The following is a 21,604-nucleotide window of genomic DNA, read 5'->3' as shown; positions in this document are numbered from 1 at the left end:
ACCGGCCTCCGGCCACCTACGCGCGGACAGCCGGCCGCCGCGGAAGGGGACGTGAAGGCCGCCTCCACCCGTTGCCCCGTCCCGGGGACCGCGGTTGACGCCGGTTCACGGGGTCCCGCACGGCATACGCGCGGTCGAGGGCCGGGGAGGCCCAAGCCGACGCCCGCGCCGAGGGGGTCGTCCGGGGACTCGGATCGTCGCCCGGCGCCGGACGGCGTCCCGGAACGAGCCGCGCCGGCCCGGGATGCCGGGCCGGCGCGGGTCCTCCCGGGAGCACCTCTCCCGGGAACGGCGGGGTCAGCGGGTGACGTGAACCGTCGCCGACGCCGTGGACGCCTCGTGCAGGTCGTCGCCGGGCCAGCTCACCGTGTAGGTCGTCTCCTTGCGGGTGCGCGGCAGGTCGTCGACGGTGAAGGTGCCGTCGGCGGCGACCGTCACCGACGACAGCGTGCCGCTCCCCTTCCGGTCGGTGCGCTCCACCTTCAGCACGGCCCGCTCCGGCAGCGCCTTGCCCTGCGCGGTGAACGTCCCGGTGAGGTGGACGCCCGTGCTCATCGACGCCTCCTCCGGGGCGGTGAGCGTGATCGAGCTGGCCGCCTTGCCGACGGACACGGTGTGGGTGACGTCGGTGGCCGGGCGGTGGGTGAGGTCGCCGAGGTAGGAGACGGTGTAGGTGGCGTCGCCGATCAGGCCGGGCTCGTCGAGGACGGTGTAGGAGCCGTCCTCCTTGACGGTGAAGGTGCCCAGGTCGTGGGTGCCGTCCGCGTCCGTGCGGGTCGCCTTGACCTTCAGCGGCTCGGCGGGCGCCGGTCCGTCGTGTTCCAGCCGGCCCCGCACCGACAGCGGCTCGCCCACGACGGCCCGGGCGGGGCTGTGGGTCAGCGTCTCACCGAGGCGGACGTCGTACTGGACGGCCGGGGGCTGGACGATGTGCAGCCAGAACTGGTTGCCGGCCGCGTTGGTGGTGACCGCGAAGAGCCGGGAACCGTCGGCGGACCATTCCGTGCCGCGCGGCACGACGCGGTCGCCGTCCTGGCTGCCCTCGAAGACGAACTCCAGCGGCGCGGTCGAGTCGGCCGGGTCGGCGGGCTGGATCAGCAGGTCGGGGGTGGCGCCGGTGGCCGAGGCGCCGCGTGCGACGTACTTTCCGTCGCCGCTGAAGGCGACCGAGCTGGCGGTGGCGCCCGCGGGCAGGGCCCGGTAGCCGTCGGCGGCGTCCGACAGGTCGCCGGTGTTCAGCAGCCGGGTGCCGGCGGAGGCGTCGGCGAGGGCGACCTTCGTGCCGTCCGGGGAGACGGCGATGTCCTTCAGGTTCAGGGCGCCGTTGCCCGCGCTGTCGGCGAACCGGCGGGTGGCGTTCCGTACGGGGGTCTGTCCGCTGCCGTCGAAGACGCTGACGAACGGGTTGGGTGCCGAGGAGTTGAGCACCCCCTGGCCCATCACGAACGTGTCGTTCGGGCCGCCCTCCAGCAGGAGCTTGCCGGAGTCGTTCCAGCCGGTGCGCTGCCAGCTGCCGTTGACGACCGCGTCCACGTGGGACGTGGCCGTGGAGCACAGGGGGAGAGGGTCGGCCACCTGCGAGGTGTAGTACGGCTTACCGCCCGCGACGACGACTTCCCGCCCGCAGTAGTCGCTGTTGGCGTTGGCCGTGCTCTTGAGAGCGAGCGTGGTGGTGTCGTACGCGGAGATCCGGTAGCGCTCACCGACGTAGAGCGTGCTCGCGTCGGCGCTGAGCGCCAGGCCGGAGACGTGGTTTTCGGTCCTGATGAGGGAGATCCGCTCGCCCTGGAAGGTGTAGACGGCGATCTGGCCGTCGTTGGAGCTGGAGCCCACGGCGGCGTCGGCGAGGAAGACGCGCTGGTGGACGTTGTCGACGGCCAGCGCCGAGTACGTGGTGAACGGCAGCTTGGCGACGGCGTCGGCGGTGGCCGCGTGCGCCGCGGGCGCGACGGCGACGGTGAGTCCGGTTCCGGCGAGTGCGGCGGCGAGAACGGTGGCCGCGAGACGTCTGGATCGTCGTGCTGTATTCAACTGTGCCCCCCACAGGCTGTGTCGGCGACCCGTACAGGAAAGCCGCCCCCCAACCATGGAACGGGGAACAGCCGTTCGGGTCGTACAAGATCGGGAGCGTACACCGGCACCCCGCGCGTCGCGGCGGGTTTCCGTCGGCGTGGCGCCGCGCCGGCCGCACGCGGGAACGGCACCGCCGGTGGCCGGTCCCGGGCCCGGGAACCGCCCTGCCGCGAGCGGCCGCTTCCCCTTCGACGGACCGTCGGGAGAACGCCGTCGTCCTCGGTACGCGCTCTCGCCGCCCGGGAGCCGCCGCGGGTCGTGCGGGCGTCCGGCGCGGAGCGGCTCACCGCGTCCCGCGGTGGCGCGACGGGCCGGACCGGCCCCGGCAGGACCCGTTCAGCGGTCCGCCGGAGCACTTCGAGCCCGGGGCCCTCCCCGCGGAAGCCGCTCCGCGGCGACCCGGTCCCCCGCGGGCCGGGCCACCCGGACCCGGGCCGCGGAGCCGGTCACGCGGAGCCCTCCAGGGCGGCACGCCACACGGGGCTGTCGACGTAGTGGTTGTCGAAGCGCTCCGACGACTCGGCGATCTCCTTCGGGTCGGCCTCACCGCGCATCACCCGGCCGAGCAGGCGCAGGTAGTCGAACCTGCCCATGCCGGGGGTGAAGACGAACAGGACGTCCGCCTCGCAGTCCGGGGCGGCCGCGAAGGCGTGCGGGGTGTGGGGCGGGACCGCGAGGAAGTCGCCTTCCTCCAGGACGGTGACCTCCTCGCCCACCAGCACCCGCAGGGAGCCGCTGATCACGAAGAACAGCTCCGACGCCCGGGTGTGGAAGTGGGCCGGCGCTCCTGCCGCGCCCTTCGCGAAGGTGGACCGGTAGCTCGTGAACCCGCCCGCGCCGGCGTCCGAATCGGCCAGCAGGGTCATCACGCTGCTCGGGTCGGAACAGGTCTCGGCGTCCGCACGACGGGTCAGCACGGGCGCGGGCGGAGTGTGGGGCACGGACATGATGAGCTCCTCCTTCAACCTTGATAATCTCAACGTTAAGATAAAACAACATGGATGCCTCAACGTCAAGTCTCTTAACGTTGAGAAGACAGGGACAGAGAGGAGCGATGGGGATGAGCGACATCGTGGACATGATCATCGGCCAGTGGGCGCAGGAGCGCCCCGATGTGGTGGAGGACCTCTGGCCGGTGGAACTCCTGTCACGGGTCCAGCGGCTGGCCCGGGTGATCGACAGGTCCGCCGCCGCCACGGTCGCCGCGCACGGAGTGGAACACGGCGAGTTCGACGTGCTCACCACGCTGCAGCGCTCCGGGCCGCCCTACACCCTCACCGCCGGGGCCTTCCTCAAAGCGTCCATGGTGACCTCCGGAGCGATCACCAACCGCATCGACCGGATGGAGGCCAAGGGCCTCGTCGAGCGGGTGCGCGAAGGCGGCGACCGGCGCACCGTCAGGATCCGCCTCACCGAGCACGGCCACGAGGTCACCCGGGCCGCCTTCGCCGACCTTCTGACGAACTACGCGCGCCTGCTCGACGGCATGGACCGCGACCTGGTCGAGAGGACCGCCGGGAGCCTGCGGCAGGTGCTGGAGAACCTCGGCGACACGGCCCTCACGTAAGAACCGTCCGACGGCCCGCCGATCGCGCTCGCCGGCCCGGCCTCCTCACCGCCGTCCTCCGCGAGGGGCCGCGCGACGCGACCGGCCCCGGCCCGCGGGCCCGGCATGGGCGAGGGCCTGTCGTCGGTCTCACCGCCGGGGCGGGCGGGGAGGGGACGACAGGCCCCATGGCCCGCACGCCGTTGTGCGGGCCTCGCCGGTGTGTTCCGCGGCCGGTCGTGGCGTGACGATCGCTGGTCAGGGCATCCTCAAACCGAGTGGCGACCGGCCGCGGGGTCTGTGCGGGCGTCAGCCCAGGCGCTTCACCAGCGCGTGGTACTGGTCCCACAGTTCCTTGGGCGTGTGGTCGCCGAAGGTGTTCAGGTGCTCGGGGACCAGGGCGGCCTCCTCGCGCCACACCTCCTTGTCGACGGTGAGCAGGAAGTCCAGGTCGGCCTCGGAAAGGTCCAGCCCCTCGGTGTCCAGCGCGCCCTTGGCCGGCAGCACGCCGATCGGGGTCTCGACGCCCTCCGCGCGGCCCTCCAGGCGCTCCACGATCCACTTCAGGACGCGGGAGTTCTCACCGAAGCCGGGCCAGACGAACCGGCCCTCGTCGTTCTTGCGGAACCAGTTGACGTAGTAGATCCTCGGCAGCTTGGACGGGTCCTTGTCCTTGGCCACGTCGATCCAGTGCGCCATGTAGTCGCCCATGTTGTAGCCGCAGAACGGCAGCATGGCGAACGGGTCGCGGCGCAGCTCGCCGACCTTGCCCTCGGCGGCGGCGGTCTTCTCGCTGGCCACGTTGGCGCCGAGGAAGACGCCGTGGTTCCAGTCGAAGGACTCCGTCACCAGCGGTACGGCGCTGGCGCGGCGCCCGCCGAAGAGAATCGCGGAGATCGGCACGCCCTTGGGGTCCTCCCACTCGGGCGCGATGATCGGGCACTGCGCGGCCGGGGTGGTGAAGCGGGCGTTGGGGTGGGCGGCGGGGGTGCCGGACTCGGGGGTCCAGTCGTTGCCCCTCCAGTCGGTGAGGTGGGTGGGGGTCTCCTCGGTCATGCCCTCCCACCACACGTCGCCGTCGTCGGTGAGGGCGACGTTGGTGAAGACGGAGTTGCCCCACAGGGTCTTCATGGCGTTGGCGTTGGTGTGCTCACCCGTACCGGGGGCGACGCCGAAGAAACCGGCCTCGGGGTTGATGGCGTACAGGCGGCCGTCCTCGCCGAAGCGCATCCAGGCGATGTCGTCGCCGATCGTCTCGACCGTCCAGCCGGAGACCGTGGGCTCCAGCATGGCGAGGTTGGTCTTGCCGCAGGCGGACGGGAAGGCGGCGGCGACGTACTTGGACTCGCCGGTGGGCGGGGTGAGCTTCAGGATGAGCATGTGCTCGGCCAGCCAGCCCTCGTCGCGGGCCATGACGGAGGCGATGCGCAGGGCGTAGCACTTCTTGCCGAGCAGGGCGTTGCCGCCGTAGCCGGAGCCGTAGGACCAGATCTCGCGGTCCTCGGGGAAGTGGGAGATGTACTTGGTGCTGTTGCAGGGCCAGGGGACGTCCTCCTGGCCGGGCTCCAGCGGGGCGCCGACGGAGTGCACGGCCTTGACGAAGAAGCCGTCGGAGCCGAGTTCGTCCAGGACCGGGCGGCCCATCCGGGTCATGGTGCGCATGGAGACGGCGACGTACGCCGAGTCGGTGATCTCGACGCCGATGGCGGACAGCGGCGAGCCGAGCGGGCCCATGCAGAAGGGCACGACGTACAGGGTGCGGCCGCGCATGGAGCCGCGGAAGACGCCCTTCTCGCCCTGGAAGATCTCCCGCATCTCGGCGGGGGCCTTCCAGTGGTTGGTCGGGCCGGCGTCCTCCTCCTTCTCGGAGCAGATGAAGGTCCGGTCCTCGACGCGGGCGACGTCGGTGGGGTCGGAGGCCGCGTAGTAGGAGTTGGGGCGCTTGACCGGGTCGAGTTTCCTGAACGTGCCCTTGGCCACGAGCTCCTCGCACAGGCGCTCGTACTCGGCCTCCGAACCGTCGCACCAGACCACGTTGTCCGGCTGGGTCAGCTCTGCGATCTCGTCGACCCAGGAGATCAGTCCCTGGTGGGTGGTGGGGACGCCGGGTTCCGCGATGTCGCGCGCCACGTTTGCTCCTAGATGAGGGTTTTTTGTTGGGAGGCCCCGTGGGGGCTGCGACCCGGATGCTGCACGGTGGTGCGCTGCGCGCTCATCCGGTGTCGACCGCACTCATTTGATCATCCGACGGGAGCGCCCATCTGTCCAGAGGGCCGCACAGGTGAGCAACGTGACGATGGCCACGGTTTTCATGGGCCTTTACGCGCACGTTGGGTACACCTGACGATTTCTTTGCGTGACCGCCCCGGCCGGGCGGCGTGAGATGATGACCACTCGACGGCCCCAATCGGCCGCCGGGAGGCATAACTTACGGTTCCGTAGGTACGATGCGAGACATGACTGCGTTCGCCCCCGACGCGCCCACGGACCCGCCGGCCGACGGCCGCGGTCCGGTGGCGACCTCCCTCCCGCATCCGGTCAAGCCCAAGCTCCGCGGCTGGCTGCACCTGGGCATGTTCCCCGCCGCCCTGGTCGCCGGACTGGCGCTCACCGCCTTCGCCGACTCTGCCCGCGGACGCCTCGCCTGCGGGGTGTACGCCCTCACGGCCTGCCTGCTCTTCGGCGTGAGCGCGCTGTACCACCGGGGCAACTGGAGCCCCCGCATGGACGGGGTGCTGCGCCGCCTCGACCACGCCAACATCTTCCTGATCATCGCGGGCACCTACACCCCGCTGACCATCCTGCTGCTGCCGGACTCCAAGGGGCGGTGGCTGCTGTGGGGCATCTGGGCCGCCGCGGCGGCCGGGATCGTCTTCCGGGTCTTCTGGGTCGGCGCCCCCCGCTGGCTCTACACGCCCTGCTACATCGCGATGGGCTGGGCGGCCGTCTTCTTCCTGCCGGACTTCATGCGCACGGGCGGCATCGCCGTACTCGTCCTGGTGGTCGTCGGCGGGCTGCTCTACAGCGTGGGCGGAGTGATCTACGGTCTCAAGAAGCCCAACCCGTCACCGCGCTGGTTCGGCTTCCACGAGGTCTTCCACTCCCTCACCCTGGCCGCCTTCATCGCCCACTACATCGGCATCTCCCTGGTGGCCTACCAGCACGCGTAACGGTCCCCCCAGGACCCCTGAACCCCTGAACGGCCCCGGCTCGACGAGCCGGGGCCGTTCTCGCATGCCCGAAGTCCGGACACGGACCATCGATTGACAGTAGCCATGATTTGAGAGTTACTTTCAAATCATGGCTACTGTCAATCAATCGAACGACGGGCGTCCCGACCCCCGCCGCTGGTGGGCCCTCGGCGCGCTGGTCGCGAGCATGCTCGTGCTCGGCTTCGACCTGACGATCCTCAACGTCGCGCTGCCGACGATGGCCGCGGAACTCGGCGCCACCACCGGCGAACAACAGTGGATGGCGGACGCGTACATCGTCGTCTTCGCGGCGCTGATGCTCCCCGCCGGACTGCTCGGCGACCGGTTCGGCCGGCGGCGGATGCTGGTGACCGGGCTGCTGGTCTTCCTCGCCGGATCGGTGGCCGGCGCCCTGGCCGGGGACGTGGACACCGTCGTCGCGGCCCGCGCGGTGATGGGGATCGGCGGCGCCCTGGTGATGCCGCTGGCCCTCTCCGTACTGCCCTCGCTCTTCGGACCGGACGAACGCGCCAAGGCCGTCGGCGCCATCTCGGCCGCCTCCGCCCTCGGCATGCCGCTCGGCCCGGTCATCGGCGGCTGGCTGCTGGACCACTTCTGGTGGGGCTCGGTCTTCCTGATCAACGTGCCGATGGCCGGCCTCGGCGTCGTCGCCTGCCTCCTCCTGCTCCCCGAGACGCGCGACCCGGCCTCCCCCAGGATCGACACCGTCTCCACCGCGCTCACCGCGACCGGGCTGGGCGCCCTCGTCTACGCGATCATCGAGGCACCCGTACGCGGCTGGGGCGACGTCCGCGTCCTGGTCCCGATCGCGGCGTCCCTGCTGCTGATCGCCGCTCTGGTGCGGCGCGAACGGCGGGCCGTACGCCCCATGCTGGACATGACGCTGCTCGGCCATCGCGGCTTCCTGCTGAACAGCGTCGTCGCGACCCTGGTGACCTTCGTGCTCTCGGGCCTGCTGTTCGTGCTGCCGCCGTACCTCCAGGCCGTCCTCGGCCACGACGCCTTCGGCACGGGGCTGCGGCTGCTGCCGATGATGGGCGGTCTGCTCGTCGCCGCGCGGGCCGCGCAACCGCTGGTCGCCCGGTTCGGGCCCCGGACCGTGGTGAGCGCGGGCCTGGCGGTCCTCGCCTTCGCCGCGGTCCTCGGCAGCCGTACGACGGTGGACTCCGGCTACGGCTTCACCGCGCTGTGGCTGTCGGTCACCGGCATCGGCTTCGGCTTCTCGATGATCCCGGCGATGGACGGCGCCCTCGCCGCGCTCCCCGCCGACCGGGCGGGCAGCGGCTCCGGGCTGCTGATGACGCTGCGCCAGGTCGGCGGCGCGATCGGCATCGCCCTGCTGGGCAGCCTGCTCACCGCCGCCTACCGCGACCGGCTCGACGTCACCGGGCTGCCCCCCGGCGCCGCCGACACCGCCGGGGAGTCCGTGGTCGCGGCGCACCTCGTCGCCGACCGGACGGGCGCGGCCGACCTGGCCGTCTCCGCGAACGGCGCGTACGCGCACGGCATGGGCGTCGTCCTGCTGGTGTGCGGCGTCGCCGCGCTGGTCACCGCCCTGTCGGCGGCCTCGCTCCTGCCGGCCGGCCGGCCGGCGGCACAAGCGGACACCGCACCGGCCGTGGCCACGCCCCCCACGGATGCCCGACAATGATCCGCATGACGGCCGCACGCTCCCCCCTCTCCCCCGCCGACCGCCCGCAGCCGGGCCTGCGGGAGCGGAAGAAGATCAAAACCCGTGAGGCGATCCGCACCGCGGCCTACGGGCTGATCCGGGAGCAGGGATACGACGCCACGACGATCGAGCAGATCGCCGACCGCGCCGAGGTGTCGCCGTCGACCGTCTTCCGCTACTTCCCGACCAAGGAGGACATCGTCCTCACGGACGAGTACGACACGGTCCTCATGGAGGAGTTCTCGGCCCGGCCCGCCGACGAACCGTGGGCGGTCTCCCTGCGGCACGTCATGCGCAAGGCCATCGCGCTCGGGGTCGGCGAGGAACGCGAGGTGACCCGGCTGCGGACACAGCTGCTGGCCGAGGTCCCCGCGGTGCGCTCCCGGATGCTGGAGAGCATGTCGGCCACCGGCCGCATGCTCGCCCGCGTCATCGCCGGGCGCACCGGCCTCGACCCCGACGGCCTGGAGGTGCGGGTCCTGTCGATGTCGCTGACCGGCGGCCTGATGGAAACCTCCCAGTACTGGGCCGAGCACGACCACCGCGACGACCTGGCCGACCTGGTCGACCGCGCCCTGGACGTCCTCGAGAACGGTCTGTCCGCCGCCGGGAAAACCTGAGGCCGCGCCCCCGCGCCATGGCATCCTGACCGGGTGAACGGTCCCGAGATCCACGTCGAGTTCGCCCCCGAACTGCTGCTCTTCGTCCCCAGGGCACGGCCCACCGGTGCCACGAAGGCCGCCACCGACGGCGTCTCCACCCTCGGCCACGTCGTCGAGTCCCTCGGAGTCCCGCTGACCGAGGTCGGCGCGCTGCTCGTGGACGGCCGCGAGGTGCCGGCCGGCCATGTGCCGGCCGCGGGCGAGTCGGTGACGGTGCGGGCCGTCGCACACCCCCAGCGGGTGCCGGGCGCTCCCCTGCGCTTCCTGCTCGACGTACACCTCGGCACGCTGGCGCGCCGGCTGCGGCTGCTGGGCGTGGACACGGCGTACGAGTCGACGGACATCGGCGATCCGGCGCTGGCCGCGCGGTCGGCGGCGGAGCGGCGGGTGATGCTCAGCCGGGACCGGGGGCTGCTGCGGCGGCGGGAACTGTGGGCGGGGGCGTTCGTGTACAGCACCCGGCCCGAGGAGCAACTCACGTACGTGCTCGACCGGTTCCGTCCCGAGCTGCGGCCGTGGAGCCGGTGCACCGCCTGCAACGGGCTGCTGCGGCAGGTCACCAAGGACGAGGTCGCCGACCAGTTGAGGAGCGGGACGCACCGCACGTACGACGTGTTCGCCCAGTGCGCGGAGTGCGGCCGCGCGTACTGGAAGGGGGCGCACCACGAGCAACTGGTCGCGATCGTGGAGCGGGCGGTCGCGTCGCGGGCCGAGCGGGGCTGACGCGGTAACGCCGCGGGGACCACGGGCCCGGGGCGCGGGAAACCCCGGGCCCGGAGCGGGGGGAACCACAGGCCAGGAGCGCGGCCCCACGGAACCGGGGCGCGGACCCACGGACCCAAAGCACGGAGAACCACAGACCCAAGGCGCGGGAAACCACAGGCCCAGGGCGCGGACCCGCGGAACCGGGGCGCGGAGAACCGCAGGCCCGGCGCGGCCGAGCGCCCTCGCGAGGGTGCTCGGCGCACCGTCGGGCCGTTCCTGTCCTGCTGCGGGCTGGACCGTCGCGGTTCTCGCCGAGGGCTGCGGGCGGCGGACGGCTGAACCGACGGGCAGCCGGTACGGCGCCGGCATGACGGTCGGTACGGCGGGCGACCGGTACGGCACCGGCATGACCGCCGGTACGGCGTCGGTTCAGCCGCCCAGCGCCGCCCGCAGCCGGCCGGCGTCGGTCGTCGGCGCGTCGCAGGTGAAGTTGCGGCAGACGTAGGCCGCCGGTCCGCCCTGGACCAGCGGACGGTCGGCGAGCAGCGGGAACTCGTCGCTCTCCGGGGTGCCGGCGGCGACCACCGCGCCGGGCGCGGAACCCAGGAGCGCCGTGCGGTGCAGGGCGGCCGTGGCCGGGTCGTCGAGCGCCGGGCCGACCACCGCGACCTCCCGCGGCCCGTCCAGTGCGGCCTCGGCGACCGCGAGCCCCCACCCGATGAACCGCGGGACGCGCGGGCCGAGCGCCTTCACCACGCCCAGCGCCCGTTCGGCGGCGGTGCGGTGCGGCTCGGAACCGGTGTGCGCGGCATAACCCAGCAGGGCGCCCGCGGCAGCGGTCCAGCCGGACGGGGCGGCGTTGTCGGTCGGGTCCTGCGGACGCCGGATGAGGCGCTCCGCGTCGGACGCCGTGTCGTACAGGGCGCCCGATCCGGGGTCGGTGAAGCGGGCCAGGACATGATCGAGGAGCAGCCCGGCGAACTCCAGCCAGACACCCTCGCCGGTCACCGACGCCAGCGCCAGGAAGCCCTCGGCGACATCGGCGTAGTCCTCCAGCACCCCCGCGTTGGCCCCGGCGCGGCCGTCCTTGCTGGTGCGGGCGATGCGGGCCCGGTCGTCCAGGTGCAGCCGGACCAGCAGGTCACCGGCGGCGACGGCGGCCTCGACGAGGTCCGGCCGGCCGAAGTAGGCGCCGGTCTCGGCGAGCGCGGCGATCGCGAGGCCGTTCCAGGCGGCGACCACCTTGTCGTCCCGGCCGGGCGCGGGCCGGGCGGAGCGCGCCGCGAACAGCCGCTCCCTGATGCCGTCGATCCGCCCGGCGTCGAACACCTCCTCGCGCTGCGGGAGTTGCAGCACCGAGGCGCCCTCCTCGAAGGTGCCCTCCACGGTCACCCCGAAGTACCGCGCGGCGAGTTCCGCGTCCTCGTCCCCGAGGACCTCACGCAACCGCGCGGGCGTCCAGACGTAGTACGCACCCTCGACATGGCGCCCCGTGCCGTCGTCACTGTCGGCGTCCAGCGCGGACGCGAACCCGCCCTCGGAAGTGCGCAGTTCGCGGACCATGAAGTCGGCGGTCTCCAGCGCGACCCGGCGGGCGAGCTCCGAACCGGTGGCCCGCCACAGATGGGCGTAGACCCGGCACAGCAGGGCGTTGTCGTAGAGCATCTTCTCGAAGTGCGGCACGATCCAGTCGCGGTCGACGGAGTACCGGGCGAAGCCGCCGCCGAGCTGGTCGTAGATCCCGCCGCGCGCCATGCGCTCGCAGGTGTCCGCCGCCATCTGCAGCGCGCCCTCGGCGCCGGTGCGGGCGTGGTGGCGCAGCAGGAACTCCAGCACCATGGACGGCGGGAACTTCGGCGCCCCGCCGAACCCGCCCCGCTGCGGGTCGTACTCCCTGGTCAGCCCGAGCAGCGCCTGGGAGAGCTCCTGCTCGCCGGGCACCTGGTCGTCGCCGTAGGACAGCTCCCGCCCCGCCAGATCCCGGGCGATCTTCCCGGCCACCTCGTCGACCTCGCCGCGCCGCTCGTCCCACGCCTGGTGGACGCCCTGGAGCACCTGCCGGAAGGAGGGCATGCCGTGCCGGGGGGCGGGCGGGAAGTACGTACCGAAGTAGAACGGCTCCGCGTCCGGGGTGAGGAACACGGTCATGGGCCAGCCGCCCTGCCCGGTCGCCGCCTGCACCGCCTCCATGTAGACGGCGTCGACGTCCGGGCGCTCCTCGCGGTCCACCTTGACGCTGACGAAGTGCGCGTTCATCTCGTCGGCGGTGGCCCGGTCCTCGAAGGACTCGTGCGCCATCACATGGCACCAGTGGCAGCTCGAGTAGCCGACGCTCAGCAGCACCGGCACCTGCCGCCGCCGCGCCTCCTCGAACGCCTCCGGGGACCACGGCCACCAGTCGACCGGGTTGTCGGCGTGCTGCAGCAGGTAAGGGGAGGTCTCATGGGCCAGTCGGTTCGGCATGGTGTCCATCCTGCCGCAGTACCCGCCCCGGAGCCCGGCAGCACACAGCCGGGAGGATCCGGCCCTCTCCCCACGACGGCCCCCGCACGCCACACTTGTGGCCGGGGAACGCGGCCGGGACCGGCCGACGCCACCGGAGGGGGACAGCGGATGCGGGACGCTCAACGGGCGGACGCCGAGCGGCTGTTGGCGCGGGCCGTGGAGGAGGAGGTGCGCCGGTCGGGCGGGCGCACCGACGGCAAGGTGCTGCTCGCGCGGGCGCGCGGGGCACTGGACACGATGGCGCGGGCGGCGGCCGAGGAGTACGAGGCGTACACCCGCGCCCTGGACGAGGCGGAGGCCGGACAGCTCACCTTCCGGCAGCGTTACGCCCGCGAGGGCACCGGGACCCCGCTGCTGGTGGCCGGGGTCGCGGGGATCGCGGCCGTGGTCGCCGACATGGCGCTCGGGACGGGCACCGGGACGGCGCTGGGCGCGGGCGTGACCGTCGGGGTCGCCGGCGCGGCGGCGACGGTGGTGAAGGTGGCCGGCACGCATCTGCCCGCCGCACACCACCGGGCCGGCGCGGTGGGCCAGCCGGGCGGGCCGCAGCAGTTGCGGCTGCAGTGGCTGACGGCACTGGAGGTACGGGGGATCCGCCCGTTCCTGGACCAGCAGCGGGTGCTGGCCGCGTCCACCGGGCCGAAGCAGGCGGGGCCCCGGCTGCGCGGCACCGACAAGAGCGCGGCCGCCCGCGGGCGGAGCGTGCTGGAGCAGTCGTTCGGGCAGCTCCCGGAGCCGCTGGGCCCGTTCGCGGGACGGCGGCGGGAGATGGAGCGCATCCGGCAGTGGGTGCGGGCGGCCCGCGCGACCACGGAGACCCGGCCGACGGTGGTCGTGCTGCACGGGGCGTCCGGCAGCGGCCGTACGACGCTCGCGGTGCGCGCCGCGCACGACCTGAAGGACCACTTCCGCGGCGCCTGCGTCGTCGACCTGCGCGGCGACAGCCCCGGCGAGCCCCCGCTGTCCACCCGGGACGCGCTGCTGCACCTGCTGAACCGGCTCGGGGCGCCCCGCGAGCAGCTGCTGTTCCGTGAGCGGTCCTCCCCCGACCAGCAGGTCAGGCGGCTGAGCGAGCTGTACCACCAGCATCTGACCGGGATGCCGGTGACGGTGGTGCTGGACGACGCCTCCGATCCGCAGCAGGTGCGCACACTGATACCGGAACGGTCCGACAGCCTGGTCCTGGTCACCTCCCGCGCGCCGCTCGGGCTGCCGGACGATCTGCCGGCCCGGGTCCATCAGCTCCCGGTGGAGCCGCTGGACGCGGCCGGTGCGGAGGAGCTGCTCGCGGCCGCCGCGCAGGACTCCTCGGGGCCCTACGACGCCGATTCCGCCGAGCGGGTGCGGGAGCTGTGCGGGGGCCTGCCGCTGGCGCTGCGGATGGCCGGTGCGGCTCTGGGCCCCCGCTCTCCCCTCGCGCTCGCCGCCGGCCTGGACGCGTACGGGCCCGTCGAGCCGGTCGAGCGGGCGCTGTGGCTGCGCTACACCGACCAGCCGGAGACCCTGCGGCGGCTGCTGCGGCGGCTCGCCCTGGCCGGCCGGGCCTCCCTGGGCGCCGCCGCGGCGGCGGCCCTCCTCTCCACCGACGAGGCCGAGGCGTCCCGGCACCTGGTCGCGCTGCACCGCGCCGGTCTGATCGACCGCGTACGGCACAGCCGCTACCGGCTGCACGACCTCGTCCGCGCCTTCGCCCTCGCCCGGCTCCTCGACGAGGAGGAACCCGCCGAGCGCGCGGCCGCGCAGGAGCGGCTGATCGTGAACTACGCCGAGCTGGCCGACTCGGTGCTGCGGCTGGTCGACGGCAACATGTCGACCCGCTCCGACCGTTTCAGCCCGTACGGCTTCACCTCGCTGGACGAGGCGCTGCGCTGGCTGGACGACGAGTCGAGCTTCATCACGGCGGCGCTGCGGCACGCGGAGGGCGTGGACCGGCGGGTGGTGCTGAACCTGCTCGGCGCGCTGTGCGACTACTGCCTGCTGCGCGGCGACCTGTACCGGCTGGGTGAGATCAACGAGCTGGCGCAGGCCGTGGACGAGGGGCTGCTGGTGCGCTCCGTGCAGTGGCGCACCGGTATCGCGGCACGGCAGCTGGGCGAGCTGGACACGGCGCGGACCACGCTGACGTCGGTGGTGGACCTGTACCGGGAGTCGCGGCACGACGCGGGCGCGGCGCGGGCGCTGACCTCGCTGGGCATCACCCTGCACCACCAGGGCAACCTGACGGAGGCGTCGGCGAGGCTGCGGGAGGCGCTGGAGCTGCAGGCCGCGCCCGGGCTGGCCACCGACCGCGCCTGGACGATGCACGCGCTGGCGGCGGTGGAGCGGGACCGGGCGCGGCTGGCCGAGGCGCTGGAGCTGCTCACCGAGTCGCTGGTGCTGCACCGCGCGGGCGAGTCGGTGCACGGGCAGGCGTGGGCGCACTTCCAGCTCGGGCAGCTGCACCTGCGGACGGACGACGTGCCGCGCGCCGAGGCCGAGCTGCGCACCGCCCTGGAGCTGTACGGCCGGACCCGTGACGCCCGCGGTGAGGCGTGGGCGCTGACCGAGCTGGCGCGGGCCCGGCTGGTCGACGGGGACGCCTCACCGGCGGTGGAGGACCTGCGCCGGGCCGCCGCCCGGCACCGGGACAACGAGGACGCGCGGGGCGAGGCGTGGACGCTGTACTACCTGGGCCAGGCGCTGGAGGAGACCGGTGACCTGGACCGGGCGGTGCGGGAGCTGGAACGCGCCCGCACGATGTTCTCCCGGATGCGGGACGTGTACGGCCTGGCCTGCGCCCGGCACCACTCGGCGCGGGTGACCCGGGACCAGCGGGCGGCCCGGACGGGGTCGCTGCGCAACTCCGGGTTCGCCCGGCAGCTCCTGGTGGACGCGCGCGCCGACTTCCAGCGCATCGGGGTGGCGCACGGGGAGGCGTGGTCCTGCCTGGAGCTGGCGGTCGTCGACGCGGGCAACGCGCGCACGCAGCAGGCGCTGGCGCTGTGCGACGAGGCGGTGTCGCTGTTCGTGTCGTACGGCGACCGGCGCGGCGAGGACTGGGCGCGCTTCCTGCGCTGCACGCTGCTGCCGTACGCGGCGCCGGGCGGTACGGAGGTCGGTACGGCGGTGGCGCAGGAGGAGCTGTCCCGGCTGGGCCGGGCCGGCCACGCCTCGCGCGACGGGAAACTGGCCGACTGCGTGGAGGCGTACCAGCTCCTCCTGGAGCGGGGCGTCAGCCTGGAGGCGGGCTGGCAGGCCTGGCACCTGGGCATGGTCCCCGGCCGCCACGCCCGGGAGGTGATGGGCGTACCGGTGGACGAGAAGGCGTGACCCGCTCCCGCGGGCAGTCACACCACTGCCACCGCTTCCGCGGGCAGTCGTGTCTCCCCCAGTGCCTCAAGGGCCTGGGAGGTCCCCCAGGGCGGCACAAGGGGGCGCGACCTCACCCCGCCGGCGCCGGGCTGCGTCACCCGCCCCGGCACCGGGTGCCCGGATCACACGGCTGTGCGGCCCTCCAGCGGATGCGGAGGGCCGTACCTGCTCAGCCCCGCTTCTCGGCGGCGGCCGTCGCCCCGGACCTCTCCGCCCCGGACTCCTCGGACTCGGTGAAGTCGACGCGGCCCATGTGGCGGTTCATGGACTTCATCAGGGCCCACACCGCCAGAGCCATCACCGCGAACACGACGAACCCGAGAACACCGGGGGTCACCTTGTCCTCGTCGAGTTCCTTGGCCAGAGGCACCAGGTGGGTCATTGCCAGGCTTGCGCTTGCGCTCATGTCAGGCATTGTCCCGGATGCCCGCGAAGAGGTCGTCCTCGGGGAGGGAGGTATCGACGAGGGACTTCGCCAGCTCGTACTCCTCCGTCGGCCAGACCTCCCGCTGGAGGTCCATCGGCACCCGGAACCAGCCCCCGTCGGGGTCGATCTGCGTCGCGTGCGCGATCAGCGCCTTGTCGCGGATCTCGAAGAAGTCGGCGCACGGCACGTGCGTGGTGAGCGTGCGCTCCTTGCGCTCGAACTCGCTCCAGCGCTTCAGCCAGTCCCCGTACGGCGACTCCAGGCCGCGGTCCAGCATCGCCTGGTGCAGCGCCTCGGTGCGGGGACGGTTGAACCCCTGGTTGTAGTACACCTTCAGCGGCTGGTACGCCGGGCCGTACTCGCCCTCCGGGTACTTCGCGGTGTCCGCCGCCCCCTCGAACGCCACCATCGTGATCTTGTGGGTCATGATGTGGTCGGGGTGCGGGTAGCCGCCGTTCTCGTCATAGGTGGTGATCACCTGGGGACGGAAGGAGCGGATCTTCCGCACCAGCTCACCGGCCGCCTTGTCGACGTCCTCCAGGGCGAAGCAGCCCTCCGGCAGCGGCGGCAGCGGGTCGCCCTCGGGCAGCCCGGAGTCGACGAAGCCCAGCCACTCCTGCTTGACCCCGAGGATCTCGCGGGCCTCGTCCATCTCCTTCTTGCGCACCTCGTGGATGTGCTCCTCGATGTACGCGTCGCCCTGCAGTTTCGGGTTGAGGATGGAGCCGCGCTCCCCGCCCGTGCAGGTCACCACCAGCACGTCCACCCCCTCGGACACGTACTTCGCCATGGTGGCCGCGCCCTTGCTCGACTCGTCGTCGGGGTGGGCGTGCACGGCCATCAGTCGCAGCTGGTCAGTCAAGACTCAATCCTCAAGTCGGTAGGCGCCCTCAGTGCGGCGGCCCGGTCGCAGGCTTCTATAGTGACCGAATCGGGGGACGAAAAATTCCGGAGTCCGCGCTCCGGGGCCCGCCCGGGGACAACGGTCCCTTCCTGCCGAGGAGACGATCATGAGTACGTCGAGCACGCGGCTGCCCGAGGGCCGTTACGGCCGCTCCTCGGACGAGCGTGCCGACCGCACGCTCAAGGTCGTCGGCGCCGTGCTGGCGGTGCTGATGCTCGGGCTGATCGGCTGGTTCGGCTACCACTACGTCGCCCAGAACGAGATCAGCGCCGAGGTGATCGGTTTCGACACCTCCGAGGACTCCGTGAAGGTGCACCTGGAGGTGCACAAGGACGCGGGTGTCGCCGGCTACTGCACGGTCCGCTCCCAGTCCGAGGACGGCACCGAGGTGGGCCGCGCCGACTTCCGTTTCGGCGAGGACGCCACGCGCGTCGACCAGGTCGTCACACTCCGCACCACCTCCCAGGGCACCTCGGCCGAGCTCATCGGCTGCCACACGAACTGACACAGCGGGGAATACCCGGCCACTGACCTGCGCTGATATGAGTCAGGTGGCTTATGTCCTCCCCCTGCGGGCACTCAATTGTTAGGCTCGTGGTTTCGCCCATCCCTGGAGGAACATCCTTCTGGGTAGGGCGATGCTTTGTATTCCCAGTACCTACGAGGAGCACCTGTGACCCAGACCAGCGAGAACGTCACCTGGCTGACCCAGGAGGCGTACAACAAGCTCAAGGACGAGCTTGCGTACCTTACTGGTCCCGCGCGCACGGAGATCGCCGCGAAGATCGCCGCCGCGCGCGAGGAGGGCGACCTGCGGGAGAACGGCGGGTACCACGCGGCCAAGGAGGAGCAGGGCAAGCAGGAGCTCCGTGTGCGCCAGCTGACCCAGCTCCTCGAGAACGCCAAGGTCGGCGAGGCCCCGGCGGCCGACGGCGTGGTGGCGCCCGGCATGGTCGTGACCATCGCCTTCGACGGCGACGAGGACGACACGCTGTCCTTCCTGCTCGCCTCCCGCGAGTACGCGAGCGCCGACATCGAGACCTACTCGCCGCAGTCCCCGCTCGGCTCGGGCGTCATCGGCCACAAGGTCGGTGAGGACGCGGAGTACGAGCTGCCGAACGGCAAGAAGGCCTCGGTGAAGATCCTGGAGGCGAAGCCGTACAACGGCTGACCGGCCCCCGCGAGTCCCCGACGGGCCCCCGGCACCCTTGCGGTGCCGGGGGCTTCGTCATGCCGCCGAGCGGTACTTGCGCACGGCGAGCGTCCGGAAGAACGCGATGATCAGGACCGACCAGATCAACGAGGCCCAGACGGGGTGCTGCATGGGCCACGCGTCGGGTGTCCGGAAGCCCGGGGGAAGGTTGCCGAACATCTCACGGCATGCCTGCACGGTGGCGCTGAACGGGTTCCACTCCGCGATGTGCCGGAGGAAGGACGGCATCTGGTTCGCGTCCACGAACGCGTTCGAGATGAACGTCAGCGGAAACAGCCAGATCAAGCCGCCCGAGGTCGCCGCTTCGGGAGTGCGCACGGACAGGCCGATGAGTGCGCCGATCCAGGAGAACGCGTACCCCAGCAGCAGGAGCAGGCCGAATCCGACGAGCACCTTGCCGAAATTCTCGTGCGTGCGCCAGCCGACGAGCACGGCGACGACCGCCAGCACGACGAGGGTGAGCGCCGTCTGCACCAGGTCGGCCATGGTGCGGCCGGTCAGCACCGCGCCCCGTGACATCGGCAGGGAGCGGAAGCGGTCGATGAGTCCCTTGTGCATGTCGTCGGCGATGCCCGCCCCCGCTCCCGCCGTGGCGAACGTGACGGTCTGGGCGAAGATGCCGGCCATCAGGAACTCGCGGTAGGCCTGGGTGGAGCTGGACGAGCCGACCTGGATCGAGCCGCCGAACACGTAGGTGAACAGCACCACGAACATGATGGGCTGGAACAGCCCGAAGATGAGCATCTCGGGAATCCGGGCCATGCGGATCAGATTCCTGCGGGCGACGACCAGGGAGTCCCGGATCGACCGGCCGATGGGGTTGCCGGGGGCCGTGATCCGGACGGTGTCGGTGACGGCGCTCATTTCGCGGTCTCCTTGGTGTCCTCGTCGTCCTTGGCCTCCGCGACGTGGCCGGTGAGGGAGAGGAAGACGTCGTCGAGGGTGGGGCGGCGCAGGCCGATGTCGTCGATCTCGATGCCTTCGGTGTCGAGGTCACGGATGATCTCGGCGAGGAGCTTGGCGCCGCCGGAGACCGGTGTGGTGATCTTGCGCATGTGGTCCTCGACCGTGGTGTCGCCCTGGCCGGCGCCGCGCAGGCTGTACTTGTCGAGGAGGGCGGACGCCGACCGGATGTGCTCGCGTTCGTGCACCACGACCTCGACGCGTTCGCCGCCGGTGCGGGCCTTGAGCTGGTCGGAGGTCCCCTGGGCGATGACCTTGCCGTGGTCGACGACCGCGATGTCGTGCGCGAGGTGGTCGGCCTCCTCCAGGTACTGGGTGGTGAGCAGCAGGGTCGTACCGTCGGAGACGAGCTGTTTGATCACCTCCCACAACTGCTGGCGATTGCGTGGGTCGAGGCCGGTGGTCGGCTCGTCCATGAACATCACGGGCGGTGAGACGACCAGGGCGGCGGCGAGGTCGAGGCGGCGGCGCATGCCCCCGGAGTAGGTCTTGGCGGTGCGGTCGGCGGCGTCCGCGAGGTGGAACTGCTCCAGCAGTTCGTCCGCGCGGGCCTTCGCCGCCTTCGCCTTCAACTGGTAGAGCTGTCCGACCATCCGCAGGTTCTCGCGGCCGGTCAGGTACTCGTCGACGGCGGCGAACTGGCCGGACAGGCCGATGGAGCGGCGTACGGCGTCGGGCTGTTTCAGCACGTCGAGGCCGGCGACGACCGCCTTGCCGCTGTCGGGCCGCAGCAGGGTGGTCAGGCAGCGGACGGTGGTGGTCTTCCCCGCGCCGTTGGGCCCGAGCAGGCCCAGGACGGTGCCCTCGGGGACCTCCAGGTCGACGCCGTCCAGTGCCCTTACGTTCCCGAAGGTCTTGACCAGACCTTCGGCATAGATGGCGCCTGGCATATGAGTCTCCACGTCATCGTGATTCTTCGGAAAGCCTAGGTTTGCGCGCTGTGGTGTGCTCGGATTTTTCGCCGGGCGCGGGCGGCGGGACGGACGGCGGCCACCCGGCGGCAGGACACACAATAACGCGATGTATCGCGTCTCACAATGGAGTCACCCGAAGGAGTGACACCCCGCCGGGCGTCAGCCCATGACCGTGTAACCCGCCTCGCTCAGAGCCCTGTTGACCTCCGCGCAGTGCTCCGGGCCCTTGGTCTCCAGGTGCAGCTCGACCTCCGCCTCCGTGAGCCCGAGCCGTGGGTCGGTCCGTACATGGCTCACGTCGAGGACGTTGGCGTCCGCCACTGACAACGCCCCCAGAAGCGAGGCGAGCGCGCCCGGCCGGTCCGTCAGGCGCAGCCGTACGGCCAGGTAGCGGCCCTGCGCGGCCATGCCGTGCCGCAGCACCCGCTCCATCAGCACCGGGTCCACGTTGCCGCCGGACAGCACCGCGACGACCGGCCCCTCGAAGGCACCGGGCCGGCTCAGCAGCGCCGCGACCGGACTCGCCCCGGCCGGCTCGACGACCAGCTTGGCCCGCTCCAGGCAGAGCAGCAGCGCGGCCGACAGCTCGTCCTCGGTGACCGTGCACACCTCGTCCACCAGCTCGCCGACGATCCCGAACGGCACGTCACCGGGCCGCCCCACCTTGATCCCGTCGGCCATCGTCACCGGGTCGCGCACCGCCACCGGACGCCCGGCCGCCAGCGAGGGCGGATACGCCGCCGCGCCCGCCGCCTGCACGCCGACGATCCGCACATCGGGCCGCAGCTCCTTCACCGCGACCGCGATCCCGGCGGCCAGCCCGCCCCCACCGACCCCGACGACGATCGTGCGCACCTCGGGGCACTGGTCCAGGATCTCCAGGCCCACCGTGCCCTGGCCCGCGATGACATCCGGGTGGTCGAAGGGGTGGATGAACACGGCGCCCGTCCGGTGGGCGTACTCCATCGCCGCGGCCAGCGTCTCGTCGACCACCTGGCCCTCCAGGCGCACCTCGGCGCCGTACTCCCGGGTCGCGCTGATCTTCGGCAGCGGGGCGCCCTTCGGCATGAAGACCGTGGACCGCACCCCGAGCAGCGACGACGCCAGCGCGACGCCCTGCGCGTGGTTGCCGGCGCTCGCCGCGACGACGCCGGCGGCCCGCTCCTCGGGCAGCAGCCCGGCGATCCGGACGTACGCGCCGCGCAGCTTGAACGACCCCGTCCGCTGCAGGTTCTCGCACTTCAGGTGCACCGGTGCGCCCACCCGCCGGGACAGGTACCTGCTGCCCTCCAGCGCGGTCGTCCGTGCCACGCCCGAGAGCATCTTCCGGGCGCCGCGCACATCGTCGAGAGTGACGGCCCGCAGGGATCCGGCCGTGCTGTGGCTCATGACTCCAGCATCGCAGTTCGCCGCCGGCGGCGACCGGGGTGACCAATCCGCGGACTCGGCTTTGCGCA

Annotated in this window: 17 protein-coding genes; 8 read left to right on the top strand and 9 right to left on the bottom strand. The window is 72.3% G+C overall.

What is annotated here, in order from left to right; all coding sequences use genetic code 11:
• Positions 1-297: 297 nt before the first annotated feature.
• The gene (locus tag IH50_RS0110780; protein ID WP_420709046.1) at positions 298-2,088 is read right to left on the bottom strand and encodes an Ig-like domain repeat protein; all 1,791 of its coding nucleotides are present in this window, start codon (positions 2,086-2,088) and stop codon (positions 298-300) included.
• Positions 2,089-2,519: 431 nt separating this feature from the next.
• The gene (locus IH50_RS0110775; protein WP_030859846.1) at positions 2,520-3,020 is read right to left on the bottom strand and encodes a cupin domain-containing protein; all 501 of its coding nucleotides are present in this window, start codon (positions 3,018-3,020) and stop codon (positions 2,520-2,522) included.
• A 113-nt stretch (positions 3,021-3,133) separates the two neighbouring features.
• On the opposite strand from IH50_RS0110775, the gene IH50_RS0110770 reads away from it, so the two are divergent.
• Positions 3,134-3,640, top strand: coding sequence for a MarR family winged helix-turn-helix transcriptional regulator (locus tag IH50_RS0110770; protein ID WP_030859844.1), 507 nt, complete (start codon positions 3,134-3,136; stop codon positions 3,638-3,640).
• A 288-nt stretch (positions 3,641-3,928) separates the two neighbouring features.
• Here the strand turns inward: IH50_RS0110770 and IH50_RS0110765 are convergent, their stop codons facing one another.
• Positions 3,929-5,749: a phosphoenolpyruvate carboxykinase (GTP) gene (locus IH50_RS0110765; protein ID WP_030859842.1), complete on the bottom strand. Its 1,821-nt coding sequence runs from the start codon at positions 5,747-5,749 to the stop codon at positions 3,929-3,931.
• Between the two features lie 326 nt (positions 5,750-6,075).
• On the opposite strand from IH50_RS0110765, the gene trhA reads away from it, so the two are divergent.
• The 4 genes from trhA (at position 6,076) to IH50_RS0110745 (ending at position 9,888) form a co-directional block, all read left to right on the top strand.
• Entirely contained in the window at positions 6,076-6,789 is a 714-nt protein-coding gene (trhA, locus tag IH50_RS0110760; RefSeq protein ID WP_030859841.1) for a PAQR family membrane homeostasis protein TrhA, read from the top strand.
• Positions 6,790-6,919: 130 nt separating this feature from the next.
• Complete coding sequence (locus tag IH50_RS0110755; RefSeq protein WP_030859840.1) at positions 6,920-8,482, top strand: MFS transporter; 1,563 nt, start codon at positions 6,920-6,922, stop codon at positions 8,480-8,482.
• Positions 8,479-9,123: a TetR/AcrR family transcriptional regulator gene (locus IH50_RS0110750; protein WP_030859838.1), complete on the top strand. Its 645-nt coding sequence runs from the start codon at positions 8,479-8,481 to the stop codon at positions 9,121-9,123. The genes IH50_RS0110755 and IH50_RS0110750 overlap by 4 nt, the downstream gene beginning before the upstream one ends.
• Before the next feature lie 33 nt (positions 9,124-9,156).
• The gene (locus tag IH50_RS0110745; protein WP_030859836.1) at positions 9,157-9,888 is read left to right on the top strand and encodes a Mut7-C RNAse domain-containing protein; all 732 of its coding nucleotides are present in this window, start codon (positions 9,157-9,159) and stop codon (positions 9,886-9,888) included.
• A gap of 411 nt (positions 9,889-10,299) precedes the next feature.
• Here the strand turns inward: IH50_RS0110745 and IH50_RS0110740 are convergent, their stop codons facing one another.
• Positions 10,300-12,333: a thioredoxin domain-containing protein gene (locus IH50_RS0110740; RefSeq protein ID WP_030859834.1), complete on the bottom strand. Its 2,034-nt coding sequence runs from the start codon at positions 12,331-12,333 to the stop codon at positions 10,300-10,302.
• Positions 12,334-12,483: 150 nt separating this feature from the next.
• On the opposite strand from IH50_RS0110740, the gene IH50_RS0110735 reads away from it, so the two are divergent.
• On the top strand, positions 12,484-15,684 hold the full coding sequence (locus IH50_RS0110735) for a tetratricopeptide repeat protein (protein ID WP_030859831.1): 3,201 nt from the start codon (positions 12,484-12,486) through the stop codon (positions 15,682-15,684).
• Positions 15,685-15,895: 211 nt separating this feature from the next.
• On the opposite strand, the gene IH50_RS0110730 is transcribed toward IH50_RS0110735, so the two are convergent.
• On the bottom strand, positions 15,896-16,141 hold the full coding sequence (locus tag IH50_RS0110730) for a hypothetical protein (protein ID WP_037872263.1): 246 nt from the start codon (positions 16,139-16,141) through the stop codon (positions 15,896-15,898).
• A complete protein-coding gene (mca, locus tag IH50_RS0110725; RefSeq protein WP_030859827.1) occupies positions 16,134-17,015 on the bottom strand; it encodes a mycothiol conjugate amidase Mca in 882 nt (293 codons plus the stop codon). The genes IH50_RS0110730 and mca overlap by 8 nt, the downstream gene beginning before the upstream one ends.
• A 148-nt stretch (positions 17,016-17,163) precedes the next feature.
• On the opposite strand from mca, the gene IH50_RS0110720 reads away from it, so the two are divergent.
• Positions 17,164-17,562 carry a DUF4307 domain-containing protein gene (locus IH50_RS0110720; RefSeq protein WP_030859825.1) on the top strand — a complete coding sequence of 133 codons (399 nt, stop codon included), beginning with the start codon at positions 17,164-17,166 and terminating at the stop codon, positions 17,560-17,562.
• Positions 17,563-17,730: 168 nt separating this feature from the next.
• Positions 17,731-18,228 (top strand): transcription elongation factor GreA, encoded by a 498-nt coding sequence (gene greA / locus IH50_RS0110715; protein ID WP_030859823.1) that lies wholly within the window; start codon positions 17,731-17,733, stop codon positions 18,226-18,228.
• 57 nt (positions 18,229-18,285) lie between these two features.
• Here greA and IH50_RS0110710 read toward each other — a convergent pair whose 3' ends face one another.
• From IH50_RS0110710 to ilvA, 3 genes are all read right to left on the bottom strand, one after another.
• Positions 18,286-19,134 carry an ABC transporter permease gene (locus IH50_RS0110710; RefSeq protein WP_030859821.1) on the bottom strand — a complete coding sequence of 283 codons (849 nt, stop codon included), beginning with the start codon at positions 19,132-19,134 and terminating at the stop codon, positions 18,286-18,288.
• Positions 19,131-20,123, bottom strand: a complete 993-nt coding sequence (locus IH50_RS0110705) for a daunorubicin resistance protein DrrA family ABC transporter ATP-binding protein (protein ID WP_030859819.1) — start codon at positions 20,121-20,123, stop codon at positions 19,131-19,133. The genes IH50_RS0110710 and IH50_RS0110705 overlap by 4 nt, the downstream gene beginning before the upstream one ends.
• Positions 20,124-20,306: 183 nt before the next feature.
• Positions 20,307-21,536, bottom strand: a complete 1,230-nt coding sequence (gene ilvA / locus IH50_RS0110700) for a threonine ammonia-lyase (RefSeq protein ID WP_030859816.1) — start codon at positions 21,534-21,536, stop codon at positions 20,307-20,309.
• Between the last annotated feature and the right edge of the window lie 68 nt (positions 21,537-21,604).

It is taken from the genome of Streptomyces sp. NRRL S-37 (assembly GCF_000721605.1).
GTDB lineage: Bacteria > Actinomycetota > Actinomycetes > Streptomycetales > Streptomycetaceae > Streptomyces.
The sequence above is the reverse complement of the archived record's forward strand: the minus strand, read 5'-3'. Positions and strand labels throughout refer to the sequence as shown.

What these genes read in the sequence shown, in the direction of transcription:
- IH50_RS0110780 (WP_420709046.1), bottom strand. Translation starts at nt 2,088, where the DNA reads ATGGTTGGGGGGCGGCTTTCCTGTACGGGTCGCCGACACAGCCTGTGG.
- IH50_RS0110775 (WP_030859846.1), bottom strand. Translation starts at nt 3,020, where the DNA reads ATGTCCGTGCCCCACACTCCGCCCGCGCCCGTGCTGACCCGTCGTGCG.
- IH50_RS0110770 (WP_030859844.1), top strand. Translation starts at nt 3,134, where the DNA reads ATGAGCGACATCGTGGACATGATCATCGGCCAGTGGGCGCAGGAGCGC.
- trhA (WP_030859841.1), top strand. Translation starts at nt 6,076, where the DNA reads ATGACTGCGTTCGCCCCCGACGCGCCCACGGACCCGCCGGCCGACGGC.
- IH50_RS0110755 (WP_030859840.1), top strand. Translation starts at nt 6,920, where the DNA reads ATGGCTACTGTCAATCAATCGAACGACGGGCGTCCCGACCCCCGCCGC.
- IH50_RS0110750 (WP_030859838.1), top strand. Translation starts at nt 8,479, where the DNA reads ATGATCCGCATGACGGCCGCACGCTCCCCCCTCTCCCCCGCCGACCGC.
- IH50_RS0110740 (WP_030859834.1), bottom strand. Translation starts at nt 12,333, where the DNA reads ATGCCGAACCGACTGGCCCATGAGACCTCCCCTTACCTGCTGCAGCAC.
- IH50_RS0110735 (WP_030859831.1), top strand. Translation starts at nt 12,484, where the DNA reads ATGCGGGACGCTCAACGGGCGGACGCCGAGCGGCTGTTGGCGCGGGCC.
- IH50_RS0110730 (WP_037872263.1), bottom strand. Translation starts at nt 16,141, where the DNA reads ATGCCTGACATGAGCGCAAGCGCAAGCCTGGCAATGACCCACCTGGTG.
- IH50_RS0110720 (WP_030859825.1), top strand. Translation starts at nt 17,164, where the DNA reads ATGAGTACGTCGAGCACGCGGCTGCCCGAGGGCCGTTACGGCCGCTCC.
- IH50_RS0110710 (WP_030859821.1), bottom strand. Translation starts at nt 19,134, where the DNA reads ATGAGCGCCGTCACCGACACCGTCCGGATCACGGCCCCCGGCAACCCC.
- IH50_RS0110705 (WP_030859819.1), bottom strand. Translation starts at nt 20,123, where the DNA reads ATGCCAGGCGCCATCTATGCCGAAGGTCTGGTCAAGACCTTCGGGAAC.
- ilvA (WP_030859816.1), bottom strand. Translation starts at nt 21,536, where the DNA reads ATGAGCCACAGCACGGCCGGATCCCTGCGGGCCGTCACTCTCGACGAT.